The organism is Colwellia sp. MB02u-9, assembly GCF_014077085.1.
GTDB lineage: Bacteria > Pseudomonadota > Gammaproteobacteria > Enterobacterales > Alteromonadaceae > Cognaticolwellia.
In genome coordinates, this window is record NZ_JACGVF010000088.1 from 1 (window position 1) to 24,341 (window position 24,341).

Consider the following 24,341-nt stretch of genomic DNA (forward strand, 5'->3'; position numbering starts at 1 on the left):
CTACATCAAACCTACATAGTGACTTCGAGTGAAAATATAGCCTTGGGCAATTGTTTTGTAGGTCGGACTTTAGTCCGTCAACTGTTAAGCGGGGGATTATGCTGATAGAACAACAAACCCCTGCAACAGGTATTATGTTGTTGATCAGTTAAGAAAAGGTGGCATGGTAATAATAGTATTATCTATGATTGTCTTTACAGTTTTTGATAGAGATTTATCGCCTTTTTGTTTTTCTTTAAGGTCAATATTTCTGACTTAGCTGACTGTTGAGTACGATTTACTTTTTCAATAAGTTGGCTGTCTAGTGCCGCCATAGTTTGCAGTTGTGCAAGATGCAATTGTAATTCTTCTGGGCTAAAGTGCTCGAATAACTGATAAATTTTCTCTTCTCTGTTCTTGATCAATTTAAGCAGCTTTGCTGTATTAATTTGCTCGCTGTTATCATGGCTGGTTGACTCTGCAATCGACTTTTTATTATCTCTTACACTGCCTATTCCACCCTCTATTTCACTCTCTACTCTACTATTTGTTTCATTCTCACTCTGAACCTGAATATCTGCGGTATCTAAATGCTTAAGGAGCAGTTTAGATACCTCAATAATATCAGCTAAATTTTCAATGGCTGTTAAAGCCACTAGAAGCTTACTTCTTGTTGAGTATCAAGGGGTATATTATCCCAGCCTGACTTAATAGGGATTAATATTTGAGCAATTTCATTGAGTTTATCAATATCATTACTTACGCTAGCGGCTAGTAATTGTTCTGAGCAATAAACGTAGATAGACGCTAAATTATTTGATATTTCTCCACCTTGTTTAAAATCAAGTGAAGCCTCTAAAACACCTATAATGGAAATGGCATTTGAAATCTCAGTGCCTTTTTTAGCGTAATTTTTTTGGGTAATAGCGCCTTTAGCAGTGGCAATGTTATCAAGTAATTTTTGAAATAACATGGCGACCAATTGATAAGGTGACGCTTGTTGAGCGGTACTTTTGTTAACTTGTTGATATTTCTTTAATGACGCGTGAATCATAGATATCTCCAACTGTAAGACAATAATCTATTATACTAAAATACATTAGATTTAAAATTGAATATTATAAATTATAGTAAAGCTTGGTTATTAATGGTGACAGCAAAACCTTCGCTTTTAGCTTTTTCGTAAGCGGCGAGTAACACACCGTGCTCAATGGCTTTAGGGTCTGCAACTATGCCATTATCGGCCACTTCAATATTGTCCCAACCGCGTGTTACTAAATAGTCTTCTATCTGCACAAGTTGATCTTCTAGCGGCATATTTACTGAGAACATATTGAACTCGTATCTGTCGCCTTTTTGAAAGCTGCCATTATCTTTCATAAGCTCAGCTGTACCGTTAATAATTAACATCGAATATTCCTATTAAATTTTATTTCTAATCGTGTTGCTCAGACAAGCTTATTTCATGCCACTTTTGATTTAGACTTAAAAAAAACAGTATTGTAATGAAATATAAGCAATTATCTGCTTGTTTAAATATAAAGATCATTCAAGTGATTATAGGTAAGCTTAGTTGTTGTTTTTTTGACATGGCCTTAATAGGACCTTTTTTACTTGTGTGCATGTGAGTATTAACCATAAGCTATTTTCGTTACTTACCCTGTATCGGCTGGCTTCTCTTTTACTTTAACTGACAATAAAATGACAGACAAGTGTCAATTTATTGTTGATTAATCATGACAGCAAGTGAATAATGGCGGCAGCTTATAATAATAAATGACTTGTTAGGCTCTTGCGTAAGATCAAAAAGCGCAAGATAAGCTAACGTGAAGTCAACCAATACAAAGGCAAAAAATGCAAGAAAAAAAATATATTTTAGTTGTCGATAATGATGCGACAAGACGTCATCAAATAGAAACAGTTTTAGCTTTTGTCGGCGAGTATTTTCATGTTTTTGCTGAAGAAGAAATTGATCAATATCTAGCTGAAGTGCCGAATGTTCTGACCATTATTTTATGTGGAGACGTTTCTGAAAAGTTACAAAATATTATTAAATCTCAGCCAACCTACCCTTTTATTTATCACGATGTTATTGATAAAAAACAATTGAGTGGTTATGTCAATGTCATTGGTGAATTAACCAGACCGCTAAATTATGCACAATTGACCGAGTTAGTGCACCATAGTCACCAATACCATAATAACCTGCCGTCAAAACGTGGTTTTAATCGTCCAAACTCTTTATTTCGCTCTTTGGTGGGTACGAGTAGTGCAATGCAAGAGGTACGATTTTTAATTGAACAAGTGGCCTCTACTTCGGCCAGTGTCTTGATTTTAGGTGAGTCGGGCACAGGTAAAGAGGTGGTTGCGCGAAATATTCATAACTTGTCAGAGCGAAGTAAAGGGCCATTTGTGCCAGTTAATTGTGGTGCTATTCCCGCTGATTTATTAGAAAGTGAGCTGTTTGGCCATGAAAAAGGGGCATTTACCGGCGCTATTTCTACGCGCAAAGGTCGTTTTGAAATGGCGGAAGGCGGCACACTCTTTCTGGATGAAATTGGTGATATGCCACAACCCATGCAAGTAAAATTATTACGTGTATTACAAGAACGAACCTTTGAACGGGTAGGTGGCGCTAAAAGTTTAAAAGCTAATGTTCGAATTGTGGCGGCGACACATCAACATTTAGAAGACATGATTAAAACTAATCATTTTCGTGAAGACCTTTACTATCGATTAAATGTTTTCCCTATCGAAACTCCGTCGCTAAGAGAGCGAAAAGAAGATATTCCACTCTTGTTGCAAGAGCTTATTTCACGATTTTCTGCTGAGCAAGGGCAGTCAGTGCGCTTTACGGAACAAGCGATTGAATCGTTAAAAGAGCATACCTGGGCCGGTAATGTGAGAGAACTCTCCAATTTAATTGAACGTATGATTATTATGTATGGCGAGCAGGTGGTGAATGTTGGACAACTACCGTTGAAGTATCAACACTTAGATATAGATGACTATCAACCTGAATATCCTGAAGAGTTACAAGAACGTGAAGCAATTAATGAAATGTTTTCAGGTGCTGATTATGACGATGAAGATGAAGAGGAGGCTATGGCACAAACTAGCTCAGCAGATGCGAGCGCTGATAGTGGCAATATCCTTGATGTTTTACCAAATAATGGTCTGAACCTAAAAGAGTATTTAGCTGATTTAGAAATTTCCTTGATTAACCAAGCCTTAGGTAAAAATGATTGGGTTGTTGCTCGTTCAGCTGAGCTTTTAGGTATGCGCCGTACTACCTTGGTGGAAAAAATGCGTAAATATAATCTCCAGAAAGTAAGCTAATTATTCACGGCCATAAGCGCTAGGTAACAGCAAGACAAGTTAGCGTTGCTTTGTTAACTTAATTGCGTAAAACGCCCTTGAAATAATAATTATTTCAAGGGCGTTTTACTTTTTAGCACAGCCAATAAAGTCAGTTAAATACCCATTGTTAAATAGACATGGTAATAGCGATCTTAGATCGGCGTTCAGTATTTTTTTAACGGTTTTATGATGTTAGCCATTTTATTGACAGCCAGTTTTAATCGAAATAATGTGCTTTAATTACTGAATAATATGAGTTTAATTGGTTGGCATACTTAATGCTTTGTTCGGGTGTACTTCTTTACTCGGGTAAAATATTATGGCACTTGCCTATTCGACATCGACCAATTCTTCTTCAGCCCATTCTGCGCTGAATCGTGTAGTAACTTCATTTGATGAGGTTAGTTTTAAACGCGAGCAATCCAATCGACTAGAAAGCGAAAACTACGCGGGTGAATTGGCGTACTTACGTCAACAAAACAAACAACTGCAACACGTTATTGATGTTATGCCAACGGGGATGATCATGCTTGATGGCAACGGTATTGTGGTGAAAATTAATGACAGCGCTAAACGTTTGCTTGATGAACCCATTTTGGGTCAACCTTGGTTTGGTGTAATTAAACGCTCTTTTAAACCCCGCGCTGATGATTGGCACGAGGTTTCGTTAAATGACGGTCGCCGGGTAAAATTAGAAATTACCACTTTAGGTGGCCAACCTGGGCAGTTGATCATGATCACTGATTTAACCGAAACGCGACTTTTACAAGATAAGCTTGGCCAATTACAGCGACTATCGTCTTTAGGGCGTATGGTGTCAAAATTGGCTCATCAAATTCGTACACCATTATCGGCTGCCATGCTATATGGCGCTAATCTACGCAATAAAAAACTCAGCCAAGAGGCACGGGGTAATTTTCAAGACAAATTAATGTTACGTCTACATGACTTAGAGCAGCAAGTTAATGACATGCTGTTGTTTGCTAAAAGTGGCAGTAAAGCGGTTGTTGAACCGGTTAATATTAACCAACTGATTGAGCAAGCCAAGCAAGTCATTGAGCCGCAAGTGAGTCAAGCTGGCGCAAAAGTTAATTTGCATTTTTGCCAACAAGGCTGCGAGATTTTAGGCAATGTGAGTGCCTTGTCGGGGGCAATTCAAAACTTAATACACAATAGTTTATCTGTCATTAAAGCCGATGCCGTTATCAACATTAGTGCTTACTGTCAGGGCGAATATGCCTACATTAGTGTGCGTGATAATGGTCCGGGCATTAGTGGCGAGCTAGCCGATAAAATATTCGAACCTTTTTATACCTCAAGAAGCCAAGGCACAGGTTTAGGCCTAGCGGTGGTAAAATCTGTCACTAATGCACACCAAGGTGAAGTGAGCTTGTTAAGTCAGCCAGGTGAAGGGGCACATTTTTGTATGAAAATACCCTTACTGGTCAGTGAAGAGACTAAGGCGGCATTGACTGAGCATGAAAATGAGGCATTTTTGTCTAAGGAGCTTAGTCATGAGCACAAGTAAAATAATGGTTGTTGAAGATGACGCCGGACTGAGAGAGGCACTGGTTGATACTTTGCTGTTGGCGGGCTATCAATGTTTAGCCGTAGACTCAGGTGAAGACGCACTGATAAAACTTAAGTCGCATAACGTCGATTTAGTGGTGAGTGATGTACAAATGGGCGGCATGTCAGGACTGTCGTTATTGAAAAGTATTCGCCATAACTATCCAAAATTGCCAGTATTGATCATGACCGCCTATGGCACTATTGATGATGCCGTACAGGCCATGCGAGACGGTGCTCGCAATTATATGGCAAAACCCTTTGCGCCAGAAGTTTTACTGAATATGGTCAGTCAGTATGTGCCGTTACAAGTCAATGATGGTGGCGACCCTATTGTGGCTGATGCGCAAAGTCTTGAGTTATTAAATCTCGCCAAAAAAGTGGCAAATACTGACGCCTCTGTGATGGTTTTGGGACCTAGTGGCTCAGGTAAAGAAGTGCTGGCACAATATATTCACAATTACTCACCACGTAGCCAAGCGCCTTTTGTGGCGATTAACTGCGCTGCTATTCCTGAAAATATGCTTGAAGCCACTTTATTTGGTTATGAAAAAGGCGCTTTTACTGGCGCTATTCAAGCTTGTCCGGGTAAGTTTGAACAAGCGCAAGGTGGCACTATTTTACTTGATGAAATAACCGAAATGGACTTAAGTTTACAAGCCAAAATTTTACGCGTGTTGCAAGAGCGAGAAGTAGAACGCATAGGTGGACGTAAAACCATCAGCTTAGATGTTAGAGTGATAGCCACCAGTAATCGCGATTTAAAAGCCGCTGTGCAAAGTGGTATTTTTAGAGAAGACTTATATTATCGACTGAATGTATTCCCATTAACCTGGTTGCCACTTAATGAACGTCGTGATGATATTCTACCCTTGGCGACCCATCTTATTAGCCGTATTTGTCAAAAAGACGGTAATGTTATTCCTGAATTCACCGCCGCCGCGCGTAGTAAATTACTGGCTTACGACTGGCCTGGTAATGTGCGAGAGTTAGACAATGTTATTCAACGGGCGTTAATTTTACAAAGTGATCGTTGCATTGATGCGAATGATTTATTGATCGATGACTTTGAAACACCCAAGGTAGCAAGTGAGGCAGTAAACGCGGAAAAAAATGACAAACTCGGCAGTGAACTTAAATTACAAGAACATCAAATAATACTGGACACTTTGCATGCTTGTCGCGGTAGTCGTAAAGATGTGGCCGAGCGTTTAGGTATTAGTCCACGCACCTTACGTTATAAAATTGCGCGTATGCGTGATAGTGGTATTAATATCCCACTTTAAGAAAAAATAGGCTTAGTACCTGTTTGTAACAAAAAAACGACGCATTAACGTCGTTTTTTTCGTTTCATTAATTATTTATTTATATTTACGATATTTATTTATTTTTAGTTTCTATCTGATTTTAAAGTCTTTTTAAAGATTTCAAAAGACATTCTAGCTTTTTTATCAGGTGATTTTTTCAATATTTTGCGATATTATTTAGCTTGGCACTATGCTTGCTTTAACCTTAGGTAACATTAAGTAACAAGAAATTGACGAAAGCGAGATAGCCATGGATATTAAAACTAATTCTTTATACGCTCAAATGCAAAGCATGTCGATGGAAGCTATGGGTAATAAACTACCCATAGGTGAAGCAAATGGCATGGGCACACCACCGGTGAGCAAAGCCGGTAGTGACTTTGGTAGCTTATTAAAAGATGCCGTTAATAATGTCAATGAGCTACAACAAGATGCGGGTGCTAAGCGTACCGCTTTTGAACTTGGCGATCGCAGTGTTACTTTGGCTGACACCATGATTTCGGCGTCAAAGGCAGGTATTGCTTTCGATGCGACCGTTCAGGTGCGTAATAAGTTTGTTGAAGCTTATAAAGAAATTATGAGCATGCCCGTATAACGGCTCAGTGGTTAAGCATAAAACGATAGTGACGCGGAGAGAAGTAAGTGGCAGATTCAACAAACAACACAAATTTAACGGTGGCAGATAGTAACAATGACTTAGTCGCCAACGATAGTTCAGATGATGTTGGTGAACAAAAGTCAGGTTTAGCCGCGGCTATGGGTAATGTTGATTTTCTACGTCAAATGACCATAGTGATTGCGCTAGCGATTTGTTTCGCGATTGCTGTGTTTGTTATTATGCTAGCCAATGAAGCAGAATATCGTTTTTTAACTAAATTGCCCACCGAGCAATTAATTAAAACCATGGATTTTCTGGACAGCAAGCAAGTTGAATACCGCCAAGAAAACAACACAATATCGGTAGAAAGTGACCAATACCAAGATGTTAAGTTGATGCTAGCTCGTGGCGGCCTAAGTGATGCGCCTTCTGAGGGCAGCGAAATTCTTATGCAAGATATGGGTTTTGGTGTGAGTCAACGGCTTGAAACTGAACGTTTAAAGCATTCTAGAGAGCAGCAACTTGCCCGCACCATTGAAGAGTTAAAATCTATTTCACGCGCTCGAGTTTTATTAGCCATTCCACGTGAAAATGTTTTCGCTAAACGTGAAAAAAATCCGTCAGCTACTGTGGTACTGACCTTGAGTCGTGGCCGCCTGTTATCTGAAGAAGAAGTTGACGCTGTAGTAGATATTGTCGGATCAGCCGTGCAAAGTTTATCGCCGAATCGGGTCACGGTGACCGACCAAAATGGTCGTTTATTAAATTCTGGCTCACAAGATTCTGTGTCGTCACGCTCACGTAAAGAATTCGAAATTGAACAAAAACGCGAAGCAGAATACATGGATAAGATTGATTCGATCTTAATTCCCGTTGTAGGTTTAGGCAACTTTACCGCCCAAGTTGACGTGGCCATGGACTTTACCAATACTGAAGAAACTCAGCGGCGTTATAATTCAGATTTACCAGCTTTGCGTAGCGAAATGAAAGTTGAAGATAATACCATTGGTGGTTTACTCGGTGGTATTCCAGGTGCGTTAACGAATCAACCCCCGCTGGACAGTAATATTCCCGAAGATGCTACGGGCAATGCTCAACAGCAAACCATGCCGGGTCGTAAGCATACAGAGTCGACACGTAATTATGAACTCGACGAGGCTATTAGCTACACCAAACAACAAACCGGCGTTATTCATCGCATTAGTGTCTCTGTTGCCTTAGATTACTTGTCTGAGTTAAATGCTGAAGGTGAACCTGTACCAACACCACGCTCTGTACAAGAAATGGCTAATATTCGTCGTTTATTGCAAGGCAGTATTGGTTTTAACTTACAACGTGGTGATTCATTAGAGGTGGTTACTTTACCGTTTTCTCGCCCAGAAATTATAGCCGTGGCGCCACTAGCATGGTGGAAAGATCCTACTATTTATAAATATGCAAAATTGCTTGGGGCGGTTATCTTAATTGCTATCTTGTTTATTGCCGTGGTGCGTCCGATGTTAAAACGCCTAATTCATCCCGAAAAAACCCCGAGTGACTACGGTGATAAGTCGCTTGATAGTCATGTTGATTTGGGTGATGAAACCATGGACATGTTATCATCTGACTTTGATGCTGGCTCAATTGGCTTTGCTCCTGATGGTAGTTTACAATTGCCTGATTTACATCGCGATGGCGATATATTAAAAGCGGTACGGGCCTTAGTGGCAAACGAGCCAGAATTATCATCGCAAGTCGTTAAAAGTTGGTTAACCGAAAATGAGTGATGAAAATCAAGAACTAGCAGAGCAACAATCGTCTGGCTATGACGTCAATAAACTTGACGGCGCTGAAAAAGCCGCGATTTTATTGTTGAGTCTTTCAGAAGAAGATGCGGCACAGATACTAAAACACTTAGAGCCGAAGCAAGTGCAAAAAGTGGGTATGATCATGGCCGGTATGGAAGATTTTACTCAACAAAAAATTACCGCCGTGCATAAGTTATTTATTAACGAAATTCAAAATTTTTCTACTATTGGTTTCAAAAGTGAAGAGTTTGTCCGCAAAGCATTAACCGCAGCATTAGGCGAAGATAAAGCCGGTAATCTTATCGATCAAATTGTCAAAGGTGGTGGTGCTAAGGGCCTTGATTCTTTGAAATGGATGGACTCAAAGCAAGTGGCGAACATTATTCGTAATGAACATCCTCAAATTCAAACCATCGTTTTATCTTACCTTGAACCGGATCAATCAGCAGAAATACTGACCCAATTCGCCGACAAAGTGCGCTTGGATCTTATGATGCGTATTGCTAATTTAGAAGAAGTTCAACCCGCGGCATTGCAAGAATTAAATGAGATCATGGAAAAACAATTTGCCGGTCAAGCGGGTGCACAAGCCGCGAAAATGGGCGGCTTGAAAGCGGCTGCAGACATCATGAACTATTTAGACAATAATGTTGAAGGTATGTTGATGACTTCAATTCGCGAACATGACGAAGAAATGAGTCAGCAAATACAAGACCTTATGTTTGTCTTTGAAAACCTTGCCGATGTTGACGACCGAGGTATCCAAGCCATTTTAAGAGAAGTTCAGCAAGATGCGCTCATGAAAGCAATAAAAGGTGCTGATGAAGCCTTAAAAGAAAAAATTATGGCCAATATGTCTAAACGTGCTGCAGAAATGCTAGCGGATGATCTTGAAGTGATGGGGCCAGTACGCATTAGTGAAGTTGAAGCCGCGCAAAAAGAAATTTTGGCGGTTGCACATCGATTATCTGATGCCGGTGAAATTATGTTAGGCGGCGGCGGTGGCGGCGATGAATTCTTATAATCAAACATCAGAGAGTGTAACCTAATGGCAGCAGATTCTGAGCCAAGCACTGGGGCGATGGCGGAAAAAAAAATTGAAAAGGTTGATACCTGGTCAGCACCTAATGTGCAACCAGACGAAGATACAAAGGTTAATAAAACTAATGCCTTAGGCCAGCCAATGAACTGGCGTTATGAGCCACCAGAAGAGACAGAAGTGAATGAGCCTGTGCCGTTAACGGCACAAGACATGGAAGACATTCGTCAAGCCGCATTTGAAGAAGGCTTTAGTGAGGGAAAAGCAGACGGTTTTGCTAAAGGTTTTGATGAAGGTAAAACCAGTGGTCATGAAGCGGGTCTTATTTCAGGTAGTGAAGAAGGTGTGATACAAGGTTTAGCCGAAGGTAAAGAAACCAGCGAACAACAAATCGCGGCAATGCAAACCCTATTAGACCAATTACATCAGCCTTTGCTTAATGTTGAAAAAAATGTTGAAGCGCAACTATTACAGTTAGTCGTGCAACTAACTCAAGCGGTGACTAAGCATGAAGCGAAAACTAACCCAGATATTTTATTATCGGCTATCGCTGAAGGTATTAAAGCCTTACCGGCACAAGAGTCTCAAACCCAAATTTTATTGCATCCCACAGACATTAAATTGGTAGAAGAACAATTTGGTGCAGCACATATTCAAGAACAAGGTTGGCGCTTATTGGCTGCGCCACAATTAAGCCCCGGGAGTTGTCAAATTGAAAACAGCACTTCTAATATTGATCTGAGTGTTAAATCACGTTTGAATGAGGTTTTGGACTCGTTTTTGCTAGAAGCTTTACATCAATAAGCTTTACATCAATAAGCTATATATCAAAAAACTTATATCAATAAACCTTATATCAAGAAAATTATATCAATAAAACGAATCTCAATAAAAAATAAGTCATGAAACTTACAAAAATAAACCCGAGACACCTTAACTATCTAACGACAAATATTGTCCTGTTAAACTTTATCAATAAGCGTAAAAATTTCTATGGTTGATATAAATCGCATAACTGAACGTTTAAAAAATAGTGAAAAATTTATTCACCCGCACAGTGTCTCTGTTGCCGGGCGTTTAGTGCGTGTGGTGGGGTTAACTTTAGAAGCGGTTGGCGTTAAAGCCGCGGTTGGTAGCCAATGTTTGGTGGAAACCTCACAAGGCGAGCTGATTGCAGAAATTGTTGGCTTTGCCCAAGATATAACATTTTTAATGCCAGAACAAAGCTTGCAAGGGGTATTACCTGGCGCACGAGTCGTGCCTTTATCGACTAAAGCACGTTTACCCTTATCAATGGACTTGTTAGGCAGAGTTATTGACGGTGTTGGCAAACCGCTTGACGGTAAAGGGCCGATTAAAGCATCTGATAGTTATCAATATGACAGTTCACCGATCAATCCTCTATCACGACGAGCCATTACAGAGCCTCTAGATGTTGGAGTGCGCTCGATTAACAGTTTTCTAACCGTTGGTGTTGGGCAACGAATGGGCTTGTTTGCGGGCTCAGGTGTTGGTAAAAGTGTGCTGTTAGGTATGATGACACGTGGCACAAACGCTGATGTTATTGTAGTGGGTTTAATTGGCGAGCGTGGACGAGAAGTTAAAGAATTTATTGAAGAAATTTTGGGTGAAGAAGGTCGTGCGCGTTCTGTGGTGGTGGCAGCACCGGCCGATAATTCAGCGTTAATGCGGCTTAAGGGCTGTGAAACCGCAGTGCAGATCAGCGAATACTTTCGTGACCAAGGTTTAAATGTTTTATTGCTGGTAGATTCACTGACCCGTTATGCACAAGCGCAGCGCGAAATAGCACTAGCGGTAGGCGAGCCACCGGCAACGAAAGGTTATCCGCCATCAGTTTTCTCTAAATTACCCCAACTCGTTGAGCGAGCCGGCAATGGCGGGGACGGCCAAGGTTCAATCAGTGCATTTTTTACTGTATTAACCGAAGGTGATGATTTACAAGACCCAATTGCTGATGCTGCCCGTGCCATTTTAGACGGTCATATTGTTTTGTCTCGAAAATTAGCTGATGCCGGGCATTATCCAGCGGTTGATATTGAAGGCTCAATTAGTCGAGTTATGCCGATGGTAACCAGCCAAGAACATCAGCAACTTGCTAGGCAACTACGGCAGATTTATGCCTTATATCAAGAAAATAAAGACTTGATTGCCATTGGCGCCTACAGCAGAGGGACGGATCCAAGAATAGATCAATCGATTGACTTGCAACCCGTGATTCAATTTTTTTTGCAGCAAAAAACGCTTGAAATTATTCCTTATGATCAAAGTTTAACTCAGCTGCAGGAAGTATTAGCGGCAGCGCAAGCTCATGCCAATAAAAATCAGTAGACACAATAACGAATAGGTCACTAAACCGATGAAACAGTTGAACACCTTACATAAGTATGAACTTGATAAAGAACAAAAAGCCTCACAAGCATTACAAGTCGCAGAGGTCGATTATGAACAAAACAAAGCGCGTTTAAAAAGTGTTAGCGATTATCGTTTAGAATATATGCGCCGGCTTAATCAGCGTTCAATCGAGGGTATTGATAGTGCAACATATAGCCATTTTCATGCTTTTATCGCGAAACTAGATAACGCCTCTCAACAGGTTAAAGTTGCGGTTCATCAAGCTAAAGCATTAGTTGATACGCGAAAAAAACAATGGTTAGAGCAAAGGCAAAAAATACAAGCGGTAGAATTACTACGTAATAAAAAGCTTGCTGCCCTGCAATTAGTCGCGAATAAAAAAGAACAAAAAATGTTTGATGAAATGGCGACACAACAATTTGTTCGCCGCCGCCGCTAAACTCTGCCATTTTAATAATAGAAACAATAGATTAAGTACTTGAGTAAACCCCATCAGCATCAAGATTCAAACTCAAGGCTTGTTATTGATGCTTTTATATTTAGTTCACTTTAATCTTTAGCGCTGAACTGCCTATTAGAGCGGCACGATTTGGTCACAGGTAGAGACAAGCAGGATCATACTGCCTTCTCTCTTGAAAATTATTTTTGGAATGAATATTGCTTAATTAACAATAGAAATAATTTATTAAATTGTGCTTAAGTCTACATTTAAGAAAGGTCTGTTATGTCTCAAATGAATATATTGTCTACTGATGCTGGCCAAAGCCTTGACACCCCTGGTGCTAAAGGTGGGTCGTCAATAAAAAGTCAAGCTAAAAGCAACGCATTTAATGATGCGATGGAGCAACACTATTTAAGAAAAAAAGCGGAAGAGTCAGAGCAAAATACTGAGCCATATGGCAATTTTGTCTCTAAAGCGGCAGAACAACACCAACAGGCTTTAAAAAGCGAGCGTTTAGCCAAGGGCAATGAAGTTGAAGATGATCATACTTTACCCGTGCCTTTACCGATAGACGATGCCAAATATCTCTCTGCGCCAAACGCTGAGCTAAAATCCTATCTTGGCTTTCAAACTCAAACTGAACATCAAGCTCAAACCCAAAGTGACTTAGCGAGCAATGTTGAAAATGATGACGCGGTTGATTTATTAAAAATGTTAAGTGGTGCAGAGCAATTGTTGACAAAATCTGCAGCAAATAATACTGCTGAAGGGGCATTGCCGGGCGGCGTTAAATCAGGCTATATGCAAACAACCACTGACGGCACAACGTCCTTAACGAGTGAGCAAGCTAGCATTGATGATGCCGAGCTAATGGCAAAGCAAGCAGGTATAAAAGCATTAAATGAAGAAGGCAATGCTGGCGTAGATAAAACCCAAGATGTTGACCAAATAACTAACAATAGCGCATTGCAAAATAGTGCCAGCGATAAAGCGAGTGAATTTAAACCTGGTAGCGATATCGAAGCCGCAAAAACTCATCTTGTTAATCAAAGTACAGCTACTGTGGTATCAACATCGGTTACGGATACAAAACTTGATACTAATCAGAAAACAGCGGTAAATGAAGACGTTGATAAATTAGCCAGTGCCATGCTCGAGGCACAAAAAACCGCTAAAACTGAGGGCGACAAGCTAACACCACAAGTTGACAAAGTGGCGTCAGTGTTTAATCAAACATTAGTTGATCAAGCCAAGCCGCTGACAAGTGCTGCGGAGTTAGCTGCCCAGCAAGAGCAAAGTTTTGAAAGTACGGTAAATCAATTAACGACAAATACTGTCTCAACACAAAAATCATTTGCCACTATGCAGACTGAGACTATTGCTATTTACCGTAAAGATTTTGCCGATGCTGTTAAAGATAAAGTGATGGTGATGATCAACCAAAAAATTCAACAAGTGGAAATTCAACTTGACCCACCAGAGATGGGTAATATTCATGTGCGAGTGAATTTACAAAATGAGCAAGCCGCGGTGCAATTTGTGGTGCAAAACCAGCAAGCAAGAGAGGCTTTAGAGCAAAATATGGGCAAGTTACGCGATATGTTAGCTGAAAGTGGTGTTGATGTTGGGGAGGCAAATATCGAACAGCGCGAAGCAAAAGAGCAAGATGGTGATGGTTTTGACAGCCAGTCTAACAAGGGTCAAAATGCCCAGTCGGCTGAAGACAGTTTCAGTGAAAATGATAACGCAATAGTGAATGTGCTCAAAGCTTCGTCAACCGGTATCGATTACTATGCTTAATTCATGAATACACTGACAATACTTGATAAACCCTTTGGATTAGCAGCTATTCAACGATATAGTTTAACAATAGATATAAAAACTTTTCACAGGTAGAAACCATGGCAGACGAAAAAGAACTTAAGCTGGATAACCCAGGTAAGAAGAAAAAGTTGATTATCATTATCGCCATTGTTGCCGTTTTGGCTATTGCTGGCGGTGCGGCTGCGTTTTTTATCTTTGGTGGTGATAATGACATTTCACAAGCTGAGATCGATGCGGCTTTAGACACAGGCGCTGAAAATGAAGCGGTAAAAGTCGTAGGTGCTCAACTTGGCTCAGCTTTGTATGTGCCTATGCCAAGACATTTTCGCTTTAATGTACCTGGAATCGCTCGCGATCGCTTTGTTGAAATTCGTGTACAGTTGTTGGTGCGAGGCGCTGAAAATGAAGAAATCGCTAAAAAACATGTACCCTTAATTGAAAGTGCCTTGTTAGGTGTTTTCTCAAAGTCGAATGCTGATGATCTAGCAACAAGTGCAGGAAAAGTAGCTTTAAAGCAAAAGTCTTTAGTAGCAGTTCAGAAAGTAATGACTGAAATTGAAGGGAGTACAGTGGTTGAAAAAGTACTCTTTACCGGCTTTGTCATGCAGTAATTCCTTTGAAGAAAAATAGCCGCGAATAGATTGCTTGGTTGATTGAAGCTTTTGATTGAATTTTTGATTAAACTTTTGCTTAAGTTAACGGCTATGGTTTGTGAACAGTGTAACTAAACTAACAAGATAAAGAGACTATTGAGTGAGTGATTTATTATCTCAAGATGAAATTGATGCACTTTTACACGGTGTTGATGATGTTGAAGAAGATGAAACTTTAGAGGACTCTGCTAATTCAGGAGAGACCTCTGATTACGATTTTTCTTCGCAAGATCGCCTTGTTCGTGGCCGCATGCCAACGTTGGAGATGATCAACGAACGTTTTGCACGTCATATGCGTATTAGTTTATTTAATATGATGCGTCGCACCGCAGAAGTTTCTATTAACGGTATCCAAATGATCAAGTTTGGAGAATACGTACATACTTTATTTGTGCCAACCAGTTTAAATATGGTGCGCTTTCGGCCTTTAAAAGGCACGGCACTAATTACCATGGAAGCGCGACTGGTTTTTATATTAGTGGACAATTTTTTTGGTGGTGATGGTCGATATCATGCGAAAATTGAAGGACGTGAATTTACTCCCACTGAACGCCGTATTGTGCAAATGTTGTTAAAAATTATCTTTGAAGATTATAAAGTAGCATGGTCACCTGTGATGGATGTTTCATTTGAATATCTTGATTCAGAAGTTAATCCCTCGATGGCAAATATTGTTAGTCCAACTGAAGTGGTGGAGATTAGTTCTTTTCATATTGAACTTGATGGTGGTGGCGGTGATTTTCATGTGGTTTTACCGTATGCAATGTTAGAGCCTATTCGCGAATTACTTGATGCCGGTTTACAAACTGATAAAGAAGATACTGATATGCGTTGGTCGAAGGCCCTGCGTGATGAAATTATGGACGTGTCGGTCGAGATATCAACTAAATTCATCGAAGTGACCTTGCCATTGCAAAAAATTATGGACCTTAAAGCCGGTGACATTATTCCCATTGATATGCCTGAACATATTACTGTATTAATAGAAAAATTACCGTCATTTAGGGCTCAACTTGGTCAAAGTCGTAATAATTTAGCGCTGAAAATAGAATCAAAAATTAAGCGTCCGGAATCAGTTAAATCAGAGCTAACTATCTTGACCAAAGGTGGTAAGCGTTTAGACAGTGATGCCGAGCTGCATTTATTAGACGATTATTTATAACAAACCTGGATAAGTAATATTGATAAAACATGATTGAGAAAACAGTATTGAGAAAACAGGACTGATTAACTCTGGTGTAAAAATTGTATAACGGCATAATAGAAAATAACAAACGAGTAGTGTAAGTATTTTGACGCTACTCGATGAAAATTGAGGCAAAATAGTATGAGTACAGAAAACAAAGATGATTTAGGTATGTGGGATGAAGCGATGGATGAGCAAGCTAGTGCAGAAGCGGCTAAAGCGGTTGAATTGGAAGAGTTAGAAGAAGATAGTGGCAATATCTCAGGTGCAGAAAAGCGTAAGCTCGATGCGATTCTAGACATACCTGTTACCATCTCTATGGAAGTAGGACGTAGTCATATTAGTATTCGAAATTTGCTACAGCTGAACCAAGGCTCGGTTGTTGAACTTGACCGTGTTGCAGGTGAATCATTAGATGTGATGGTCAATGGCACCTTAATCGCTCATGGTGAAGTGGTTGTGGTTAATGATAAATTTGGTATTCGCTTGACTGATGTTATTAGCCAAGTTGAACGTATTAAAAAGTTAAAATAGTCACTAATGAAAAAAACTTTATCAGGACTTTTAAGCTGGTTGGCTTTTGCAGCCTTTGCCCATGCGCAAGAGGTTGTTAGCGATGTTGCTTTAACTGAGGATGTTCAGGTTGAAGTGGGCAAGCATGTTGCCACTAATATGAACTCTATGAGCATGATTATGTCATTACTGATGGTGCTGGCGGTGATTGTTATTAGTGCCATGATATTAAAGCGTTTTCAAGGCGTACGTCAAACTCACCATGGCTTAAAAATAGTCACAAGTTTACACCTTGGGGCAAAAGAGAAGTTAGTGGTGGTGCAAGCTGGAGATAAACAATTATTGCTTGGGGTCACCACACAGCAGGTTACCTTGTTAGAAACCCTTGATGAACCCTTGGTGAATGCCACAGAAAACAGTGTTGATTTTGCTCAGTCGTTAGCAAAACTATTCAAACAAAAAGCTATAAAAAATTATGATAAACAAAAATAAAAAATCATTATTATCGTTAAACAAAATCGTCACTTTACTGGTGACGATTTTGTCGTTTTTACTCATTAGCAATACTAGTTTTGCCGCCGATGGCCTTTCATTATCAGCGTTAACCTTGACCACTAATCCGGATGGTTCGCAAGAATACTCAGTTACCTTACAAATATTAATTTTTATGACCGCGCTAGGTTTCATACCGGCAGCGGTGATCATGATGACGTCGTTTACCCGCATTGTGGTGGTCATGGCGATTTTACGGCAAGCTTTTGGTTTACAACAAACCCCGTCTAATCAGGTTATTATTGGCATTACTTTGTTTATGACCTTATTTATTATGACGCCGGTCTATAACGAAATTAATGCTCGGGCGATTCAACCTTACTTACAAGACCAATTAACCTCGGTTGAGGCGATTAATAAAGCTAAAGTGCCATTACGGGCGTTTATGTTAGAGCAAACACGTATTAAAGATCTGGATACCTTGGCCCAAATGGCAGGTATAACACAAGTTGATAAACCAACAGATTTACCGATGACAGTGATCATTCCAGCCTTTGTTATTAGTGAGTTAAAAACGGCATTTCAAATTGGCTTTATGTTATTTATTCCATTTTTAATCATAGATTTAGTGGTGGCCAGTATCTTAATGGCGATGGGGATGATGATGCTATCGCCGATGATCGTATCTTTGCCGTTTAAGTTAATGCTATTTGTGCTGATTGATGGCTGGAATTTAGTGATAGGTACACTGGCAACAAGTTACGGTATGGGAGCCACGTAATGGGTCCTGAGGTATTTGTTGATATTTTACGAGATGCACTGTTTCTAGTGATTGTACTGGTGAGTGCCGTTATTGTGCCAAGCCTGATTATTGGTTTGGTTGTAGCAGTATTCCAAGCCGCTACCTCGATAAATGAACAAACCTTGAGTTTTTTACCGCGTTTAATTGTGACTTTGCTGTCTTTAATTATAGGCGGACATTGGTTGGTACAAAAACTAATGGATTATACCATTCGACTCATCGGTAGCATCCCTAGCGTAGTCAGTTAGCCATGGAGTTCACTGAGTCAATTATTAATCAAAGCATGGCTGATTTTTTGCTGCCGTTTACACGTATTTCAGCCATGGTGATGTCAATGATAGGCTTAGGGGCAAAAGCCATTCCTGGACGGGTGAAATTGTTTCTTTGCTTGGCCGTCACGGTCGCGGTTATGCCAGCATTACCGCCTGCTCGTGTTGATAATATGTTTTCATTGGCGACAACATTGCTCATTGGTGAGCAAATGATTATCGGCATCATGCTCGGCTTTGTCACCGTGATGGTGGTTAATACTTTTACCTTAGCGGGCCAAATTATCGCGATGCAAACGGGTTTAGGTTTTGCCTCGCTTGTTGACCCCGCCAGTGGCACAAGCGTGCCGGCTGTAGGTCAGTTCTTTTTAATTTTATCATCATTATTGTTTTGGACAATGGATGGCCACTTAGCTTATTTACAGTTTGTGGTCGCCAGTTTTGACACTATTCCTATTCCTGCCCCAGAATTTTCCAGTATCAAATTTAAAGAAATCGCCCAATGGGGTGGATGGATGTTTGCCACCGCATTGTCACTCGCCATTGCACCTTTAACGGCGATGTTATTAATTAACTTTTCATTTGGCATTATGACACGAGCAGCGCCGCAATTGAATATTTTCGCTATTGGTTTTCCTGTCACCATGTGTGCAGGATTATTAATTATGTGGTTAACCATGGGTAATTTTTATAGTCATTTTGTTATGCAATGGCAACGGGCTTTAGATTTTAGCTGTTATCTTATCGATTGTGGAGCCGCGCCCTAATGGCCGAATCTGATAGCGGTGAAAAAACCGAAGAACCCACGGCGAAAAAACTTTCTGACGCGAGAAAAAAAGGCCAAATAGCGCGTTCAAAAGATTTAGGCACTATGTTTGTTTTAGTCGGCAGTGCGGCGGCATTGATGCTGATGGGCAATTCTTTGGTTGAGGGCCTAGCAAAGATGATGACTCGTCTGCTGAGTCTAAGTCGGAAAGAAACCATGGATGTGCATGCTTTATATCAAGTGATCAGTGATAGTATCAGTGCAATAACGGTACCTTTTCTTTGGATACATATTATTATTGTTATTGCGGCCTTTATTGGCAACATGCTGCTGGGCGGTATCAGTTTTTCTTGGGAAGCTATGGCACCCAAAGCCAGTAAACTTTCGCCGATGGCTGGGTTTAAACGCATGTTTGGTGTGCAATCCTATGTTGAACTTATTAAGTCAATTCTTAAGTTTTTTGTGGTTTTTATTTCAGCATATTTATTACTGAGTAGTTTGTTTGGCCAAATATTGAGTTTAAGTACGGAGAATATTCCGGATAATTTTGCTCATGCGGTGTCATTACTGATGTGGATGTTTTTAGCCTTAGCGTTTTCAATTGGCATTATTGTGGTTATTGATGCGCCATATCAAGTGTGGAATCATAATCGGCAATTAAAAATGAGCATGCAAGAAATTAAAGATGAAATGAAAAGCTCTGAAGGTAGCCCAGAAACAAAAGGTCGGATTAGAAGGGCGCAATATGAAATGTCACAACGGCGCATGATGCAAGACGTACCCCAATCTGATGTGGTGATCACTAACCCAACCCATTATTCAGTAGCGCTTAAATATGACACTGAAGCGGGTGGCGCACCGGTATTAGTCGCTAAAGGCATAGATGAAATGGCCTTACATATCCGTACCATTGCCAAAGAGCATAATATTGAGGTTGTGGCATCTCCAGCTTTAGCTCGATCTTTATATTACACCGCAGAGCCCAATGAAGAAATCCCAGAACAATTATTTGCGGCAGTAGCACAAATACTGGCATTTATTTTTCAGTTGAGTGCCCATAAAAAAGGTCAGGCGCGCCGACCCAAACCTGTGGCCAAAAACTTACCCATCCCAGATGAATTTCGCTATTAATTCTGACGAAAAAAAAGGTCGGGATTAGCTTTCAGTAAAAAGACATCGCTGTCGGTCGGTAGTTAAACAATTAGTCATCAGCTGTCAGTAAAAATATTGGACAGGTTTAAGCAACAATAACCCAATCCACATCAGCAGCCATAGGCGTTATCTAATTCGGATTAACTGTCGACCTAGAATAAAAATCTTTTCGTTTATGCATTATGATTTTTTTATATGAACAAAGACTTCAATGGTGATACTAAAAAATGCAAAATAAAAATGCTTAAATTACAAAAGTAATAACATTGGTCTGATTATTGCCTATTACAAGACACGTCAAAAAATTATCCTTAAGCACTCATGCAGTTAGCCGCAACTTTTAATAAGTTAAAGAAACAAAAACTTAACCTACTTTCAGGTTTAGGTACGCCATTCCTCGTGATGGCGGCGCTCGGTATGGTGATTTTACCTATGCCGGCATTTTTGTTGGATATTCTTTTTTCCTTCAATATTGCCTTGTCTCTGGTGGTTTTATTGATCACGGTTTATACCTTAAAGCCGCTTGAGTTTGGCTCATTTCCAGCGGTATTGCTGATTGCGACTATTTTACGTTTAGCGCTTAATGTTGCGAGTACCCGAGTGGTATTACTTGAGGGGCACGAAGGCCCTGATGCGGCAGGGAAAGTGATTGAAGCCTTTGGCTCGGTTGTTATTGGTGGCAATTATGCGGTTGGTTTAGTCGTTTTTTCCATTTTGATTATCATCAACTTTGTTGTTGTTACCAAAGGTGCAGGGCGTATTGCTGAGGTAACTGCGCGCTTTACTTTAGACGCTATGCCAGGTAAACAAATGGCGATTGACGCGGATTTAAATGCCGGTTTTATCACCGCAGATGAAGCGAGAGAACGCCGAGTTGAAGTCACCAGTGAAGCCGACTTTTATGGTTCAATGGATGGTGCGAGTAAATTTGTTAAAGGTGATGCCATTGCGGGGATTTTAATTCTCTTTATCAATATTGTTGGTGGTTTAATTATTGGTATGGTGCAGCATGATCTTTCGTTTGACAGTGCGGTGGAAATTTATACCCTACTGACGATCGGAGACGGTTTAGTTGCACAAATTCCAGGGTTATTGCTCTCAGTAGGCACGGCAATCGTGGTTACCCGCCAAAACACCTCTCAAGATATGGGCGAGCAAGTTAGTAGTCAGCTTGGCCAAGAAAAATCACTTTATATTGCCGCAGGTGTGATGTTTGTTATGGGCATTGTGCCTGGAATGCCACACTTTGCTTTTTTAACCTTTGCGATATTAATCGCGGGGGTGGCGTTTTTTAATAGTAAATATAAAGCCGCAGCGGCGGCACAATTAATTGAACAAGGTCAGGCGGCAGAAGTTGAAAGTCAGCAACAAGAAGCCGAAGTTAAAGACCTAGGTTGGGATGATGTCAATCATGTTGATATTATTGGTCTCGAAATAGGCTATCGCTTAATTCCTTTGGTGGATAAAGCTCAAGGTGGAGAGTTACTTAATCGCATTAAAGGCGTGAGAAAAAAGCTTTCGCAAGAATTTGGCTTTTTGGTACCAGCCGTTCATATTCGCGATAATTTAGACTTAGATCCTAACAGTTACCGGATATCACTGATGGGCGTCACGGTAGGTGAAGCCGAAATTCGCCACGATCAAGAACTGGCTATTAATCCAGGTCAAGTATTTGGCAAGCTTGATGGTGTTGCAACCAAAGACCCTGCTTTTGGCTTAGATGCTGTATGGATAAAAAAAGATCAACGAGAACACGCACAATCACTAGGCTATACGGTGGTTGATTCAGCCACGGTATTAGCAACACATTTAAGTCAAATTTTAACTAATAATACCGCTCAGCTATTAGGCCATGAGGAAGTTCAAAACTTACTTGATATGTTAGCTAAGAGTTATCCTAAATTGATTGAAGGCCTGATCCCCGATGTCTTGTCATTAGGCACTATTGTAAAAGTACTACAAAACTTAATGAATGAAGGGGTGGCTGTACGTGATATGCGTAGCATTATTCAAACCTTAGTTGAGTATGGTCCTAAGACTCAAGACCCTGAAGTGTTAACGGCGGCGGTTCGGATAACCTTGCGAAAATTCATCGTTCAAGAGTTAGTTGGACCTGTGGTAGAGGTACCTGTCATAACTTTGTCACCAGAGTTGGAACAGATGTTGCATCAGTCTATGCAAATGGCTGGAGATGATGGCGCAGGTATCGAACCAGGTTTAGCAGAAAGACTACAGAAATCTTTGACCGATGGTGCACAACAGCAAGAAATGGCTGGTGACACACCAATTTTATTAACGTCAGGTATTTTACGTGCAGTTTTAGCTAAATTTGTTAAATATACCATCCCGGGATTACGGGTGATTTCTTATCAAGAAATTCCAGATGATAAGCAAATCAAAATTGTTAGCGCTATCGGCCAGTAAAAAATACTTCAAAGTAAGTTGTACTGAATTATAAGGGTTGGCGATGAAAATTAGACGTTATGTAGCAAAAGATATGAGAAGCGCACTCGCACAAATTAAAGAAGATTTGGGTGTTGATGCCGTCATTATGTCTAATAAAAAAATTGCTGAAGGTGTCGAGTTAATGGCTGCGGTTGATTATAACCAAAGTGTTAAGCCTGCCCAATCACCAGTATCTGAGCACAGCAAAGCGAGTACGGCTGCCAATACCCAGCCGACTCATCAAGTTGACCGATTCGACAGTGTTGAAGATACGGTAGCCATTAGTAGCTCACCTCAGTCAGCAGAAACGTCAACCACTTTGCCAGCCGATAGCTTAGCCGCGTTGTTAAGCCGACAAGTACAACAAAATGGCTACGATAAAGCGCCAGCAACACAGGCATTTAATAGTCAAATAGCTAGCTCAACTCATGAGGTTAATCATCAAGCGGACAACAAGCCTGGTGCTGCACCACAAGATATTGAACAACAGTTTAAAAATTTCACTACTCGTTTAGCGCAAACTACTGATTTAGACTCAGCGGATCACGCGGGCAACCAAGGAGCAGATACTCCTGGGCATGGCTCAAACAGTGCAAACTTTACTAACTCGCTTGATTCATCAACACCTGCACCTGAGCAAATGGCTTCGCGTGGCGAACGTCAAATAAGTGGCAGTGAGTTTGATCATATGCAAAAAGAAATGTCATCTATTCGTCAGCTATTAGAACATCAAATGTCAGGGCTAATGTGGCAAGATATGGCGCAAAAAGATCCGATGCGCGCTGTGTTGGTTAATAAATTAATGGCGATGGGTCTTAATGAACAAGTGGCTGATCAAATTGCGGGTTACATTCCAGCCAATAGCCTTGAAAAAGATGCCTTTGAGCAAGCAAAACATATTATAGCGCAACAATTAAACACCACTAACAATGATATTATTCAACGTGGTGGCGTGGTTTCTCTTGTTGGGCCAACAGGCGTGGGTAAAACCACCACTATTGCGAAATTAGCGGCCCGCTTTGCTCAGCTGCACGGCGCCGACCAAGTGGTATTAATTTCTACAGATAGTTATCGTATTGCTGGTTTTGAACAGCTTGCTACTTACGGTCGTATTATTGGTTGCCACGTTAAGTTGGCCAATGACGGCGATGAGCTAGATAGCTTGTTACAACAGTTCTCACAAAAAAAATTAATATTGATCGATACTGCCGGTATGGGGCAAAGAGATATGCGTCTAACTGAGCATTTGACTACCTTAATCTCAAATGCGCGTGTTAGAATTCGTAATTACTTAGTATTAGCCGCCAATACGCAGCAGCGTGTTATGCAAGAAAATGTTGAGCGCTTTAAAAGTATTCCTTTAGCGGGCTGCATTTATACTAAATTAGATGAAAGCCTAAGTGTCGGTGAAATTATCACCACATCATTACAAAACGGTTTAGCTATTGGCTATCTTACTGATGGACAAAGAGTTCCGGAAGATATTAAGGTTGCAAATGCTGAAAAATTGGTTACGCTAGCAGACCGAATGGCCACTAAGTATCAAAGCTCAGGGACTGTTTCTTGGCGTAATCCGGTATCAGCCGTCGCAGTATAGTTAGGCAGAGCAATTATGCTAATTGAATTAAGTAAGCAATTATCTAATTATAAGTAAGCATAAATATTCAAGAGCATAGGTTTATTGTTTCAGACTACAGGTAAGTATCACCATCCGTGTAGTTTGGCGCTTGATTGATTCTTACATGGCCATTTTGAGTCATGTATGGTTCCACAGCATTAAGTGAT

The 24,341-nt window shown here is 40.5% G+C and carries 23 protein-coding genes; 20 read left to right on the forward strand and 3 right to left on the reverse strand.

Features of this window, described 5'->3' with window-relative positions:
• Window positions 1–194 precede the first annotated feature (194 nt).
• The 3 genes from H4J65_RS06040 to H4J65_RS06050 all read right to left on the reverse strand — a co-directional run bounded on the left by H4J65_RS06040 (window position 195) and on the right by H4J65_RS06050 (window position 1,389).
• Window positions 195–635 carry a hypothetical protein gene (locus tag H4J65_RS06040; RefSeq protein WP_182196742.1) on the reverse strand — a complete coding sequence of 147 codons (441 nt, stop codon included), beginning with the start codon at window positions 633–635 and terminating at the stop codon, window positions 195–197.
• Window positions 635–1,033 carry a flagellar export chaperone FliS gene (fliS, locus tag H4J65_RS06045; protein WP_182182822.1) on the reverse strand — a complete coding sequence of 133 codons (399 nt, stop codon included), beginning with the start codon at window positions 1,031–1,033 and terminating at the stop codon, window positions 635–637. Before fliS ends, H4J65_RS06040 begins: the two co-directional genes overlap by 1 nt.
• A gap of 71 nt (window positions 1,034–1,104) precedes the next feature.
• A complete protein-coding gene (locus tag H4J65_RS06050; protein WP_182196747.1) occupies window positions 1,105–1,389 on the reverse strand; it encodes a hypothetical protein in 285 nt (94 codons plus the stop codon).
• Window positions 1,390–1,833: 444 nt separating this feature from the next.
• Between H4J65_RS06050 and H4J65_RS06055 the strand changes: the two genes are divergently transcribed.
• The 20 genes from H4J65_RS06055 to flhF all read left to right on the forward strand — a co-directional run bounded on the left by H4J65_RS06055 (window position 1,834) and on the right by flhF (window position 24,153).
• Window positions 1,834–3,318, forward strand: coding sequence for a sigma-54 dependent transcriptional regulator (locus H4J65_RS06055; protein ID WP_182196750.1), 1,485 nt, complete (start codon window positions 1,834–1,836; stop codon window positions 3,316–3,318).
• Window positions 3,319–3,658: 340 nt separating this feature from the next.
• Complete coding sequence (locus H4J65_RS06060) at window positions 3,659–4,867, forward strand: PAS domain-containing sensor histidine kinase (protein ID WP_182196753.1); 1,209 nt, start codon at window positions 3,659–3,661, stop codon at window positions 4,865–4,867.
• Complete coding sequence (locus tag H4J65_RS06065; protein WP_182196756.1) at window positions 4,854–6,194, forward strand: sigma-54 dependent transcriptional regulator; 1,341 nt, start codon at window positions 4,854–4,856, stop codon at window positions 6,192–6,194. Before H4J65_RS06060 ends, H4J65_RS06065 begins: the two co-directional genes overlap by 14 nt.
• 271 nt (window positions 6,195–6,465) lie before the next feature.
• Window positions 6,466–6,810 (forward strand): flagellar hook-basal body complex protein FliE, encoded by a 345-nt coding sequence (gene fliE, locus H4J65_RS06070; protein WP_182134796.1) that lies wholly within the window; start codon window positions 6,466–6,468, stop codon window positions 6,808–6,810.
• A 47-nt stretch (window positions 6,811–6,857) separates the two neighbouring features.
• Window positions 6,858–8,579 carry a flagellar basal-body MS-ring/collar protein FliF gene (gene fliF / locus H4J65_RS06075; RefSeq protein ID WP_182196760.1) on the forward strand — a complete coding sequence of 574 codons (1,722 nt, stop codon included), beginning with the start codon at window positions 6,858–6,860 and terminating at the stop codon, window positions 8,577–8,579.
• Window positions 8,572–9,624, forward strand: a complete 1,053-nt coding sequence (gene fliG / locus H4J65_RS06080) for a flagellar motor switch protein FliG (protein ID WP_182182836.1) — start codon at window positions 8,572–8,574, stop codon at window positions 9,622–9,624. The genes fliF and fliG overlap by 8 nt, the downstream gene beginning before the upstream one ends.
• A 24-nt stretch (window positions 9,625–9,648) precedes the next feature.
• Complete coding sequence (gene fliH, locus H4J65_RS06085) at window positions 9,649–10,443, forward strand: flagellar assembly protein FliH (protein ID WP_259367544.1); 795 nt, start codon at window positions 9,649–9,651, stop codon at window positions 10,441–10,443.
• A 189-nt stretch (window positions 10,444–10,632) separates the two neighbouring features.
• The gene (fliI, locus tag H4J65_RS06090) at window positions 10,633–11,988 is read left to right on the forward strand and encodes a flagellar protein export ATPase FliI (protein ID WP_182196764.1); all 1,356 of its coding nucleotides are present in this window, start codon (window positions 10,633–10,635) and stop codon (window positions 11,986–11,988) included.
• A gap of 28 nt (window positions 11,989–12,016) precedes the next feature.
• Window positions 12,017–12,451: a flagellar export protein FliJ gene (gene fliJ / locus H4J65_RS06095; RefSeq protein ID WP_182196768.1), complete on the forward strand. Its 435-nt coding sequence runs from the start codon at window positions 12,017–12,019 to the stop codon at window positions 12,449–12,451.
• Window positions 12,452–12,736: 285 nt separating this feature from the next.
• Window positions 12,737–14,254, forward strand: a complete 1,518-nt coding sequence (locus H4J65_RS06100) for a flagellar hook-length control protein FliK (RefSeq protein WP_182196773.1) — start codon at window positions 12,737–12,739, stop codon at window positions 14,252–14,254.
• 101 nt (window positions 14,255–14,355) lie between these two features.
• Complete coding sequence (gene fliL / locus H4J65_RS06105) at window positions 14,356–14,889, forward strand: flagellar basal body-associated protein FliL (protein ID WP_182134808.1); 534 nt, start codon at window positions 14,356–14,358, stop codon at window positions 14,887–14,889.
• Between the two features lie 142 nt (window positions 14,890–15,031).
• A complete protein-coding gene (gene fliM / locus H4J65_RS06110) occupies window positions 15,032–16,093 on the forward strand; it encodes a flagellar motor switch protein FliM (RefSeq protein WP_182196777.1) in 1,062 nt (353 codons plus the stop codon).
• A gap of 165 nt (window positions 16,094–16,258) precedes the next feature.
• On the forward strand, window positions 16,259–16,651 hold the full coding sequence (gene fliN, locus H4J65_RS06115; RefSeq protein ID WP_182134812.1) for a flagellar motor switch protein FliN: 393 nt from the start codon (window positions 16,259–16,261) through the stop codon (window positions 16,649–16,651).
• A 6-nt stretch (window positions 16,652–16,657) separates the two neighbouring features.
• A complete protein-coding gene (gene fliO, locus H4J65_RS06120; RefSeq protein WP_182196782.1) occupies window positions 16,658–17,122 on the forward strand; it encodes a flagellar biosynthetic protein FliO in 465 nt (154 codons plus the stop codon).
• The gene (fliP, locus tag H4J65_RS06125; protein WP_182134816.1) at window positions 17,106–17,903 is read left to right on the forward strand and encodes a flagellar type III secretion system pore protein FliP; all 798 of its coding nucleotides are present in this window, start codon (window positions 17,106–17,108) and stop codon (window positions 17,901–17,903) included. Before fliO ends, fliP begins: the two co-directional genes overlap by 17 nt.
• Window positions 17,903–18,172: a flagellar biosynthesis protein FliQ gene (gene fliQ, locus H4J65_RS06130; RefSeq protein ID WP_146880882.1), complete on the forward strand. Its 270-nt coding sequence runs from the start codon at window positions 17,903–17,905 to the stop codon at window positions 18,170–18,172. The genes fliP and fliQ overlap by 1 nt, the downstream gene beginning before the upstream one ends.
• A gap of 2 nt (window positions 18,173–18,174) precedes the next feature.
• Complete coding sequence (fliR, locus tag H4J65_RS06135) at window positions 18,175–18,960, forward strand: flagellar biosynthetic protein FliR (protein ID WP_182134818.1); 786 nt, start codon at window positions 18,175–18,177, stop codon at window positions 18,958–18,960.
• Window positions 18,960–20,090: a flagellar biosynthesis protein FlhB gene (gene flhB / locus H4J65_RS06140; protein WP_182134820.1), complete on the forward strand. Its 1,131-nt coding sequence runs from the start codon at window positions 18,960–18,962 to the stop codon at window positions 20,088–20,090. The genes fliR and flhB overlap by 1 nt, the downstream gene beginning before the upstream one ends.
• 342 nt (window positions 20,091–20,432) lie before the next feature.
• On the forward strand, window positions 20,433–22,535 hold the full coding sequence (gene flhA, locus H4J65_RS06145; RefSeq protein WP_182134822.1) for a flagellar biosynthesis protein FlhA: 2,103 nt from the start codon (window positions 20,433–20,435) through the stop codon (window positions 22,533–22,535).
• 43 nt (window positions 22,536–22,578) lie between these two features.
• Entirely contained in the window at window positions 22,579–24,153 is a 1,575-nt protein-coding gene (flhF, locus tag H4J65_RS06150) for a flagellar biosynthesis protein FlhF (RefSeq protein ID WP_182196786.1), read from the forward strand.
• The last annotated feature ends 188 nt before the right edge of the window (window positions 24,154–24,341 follow it).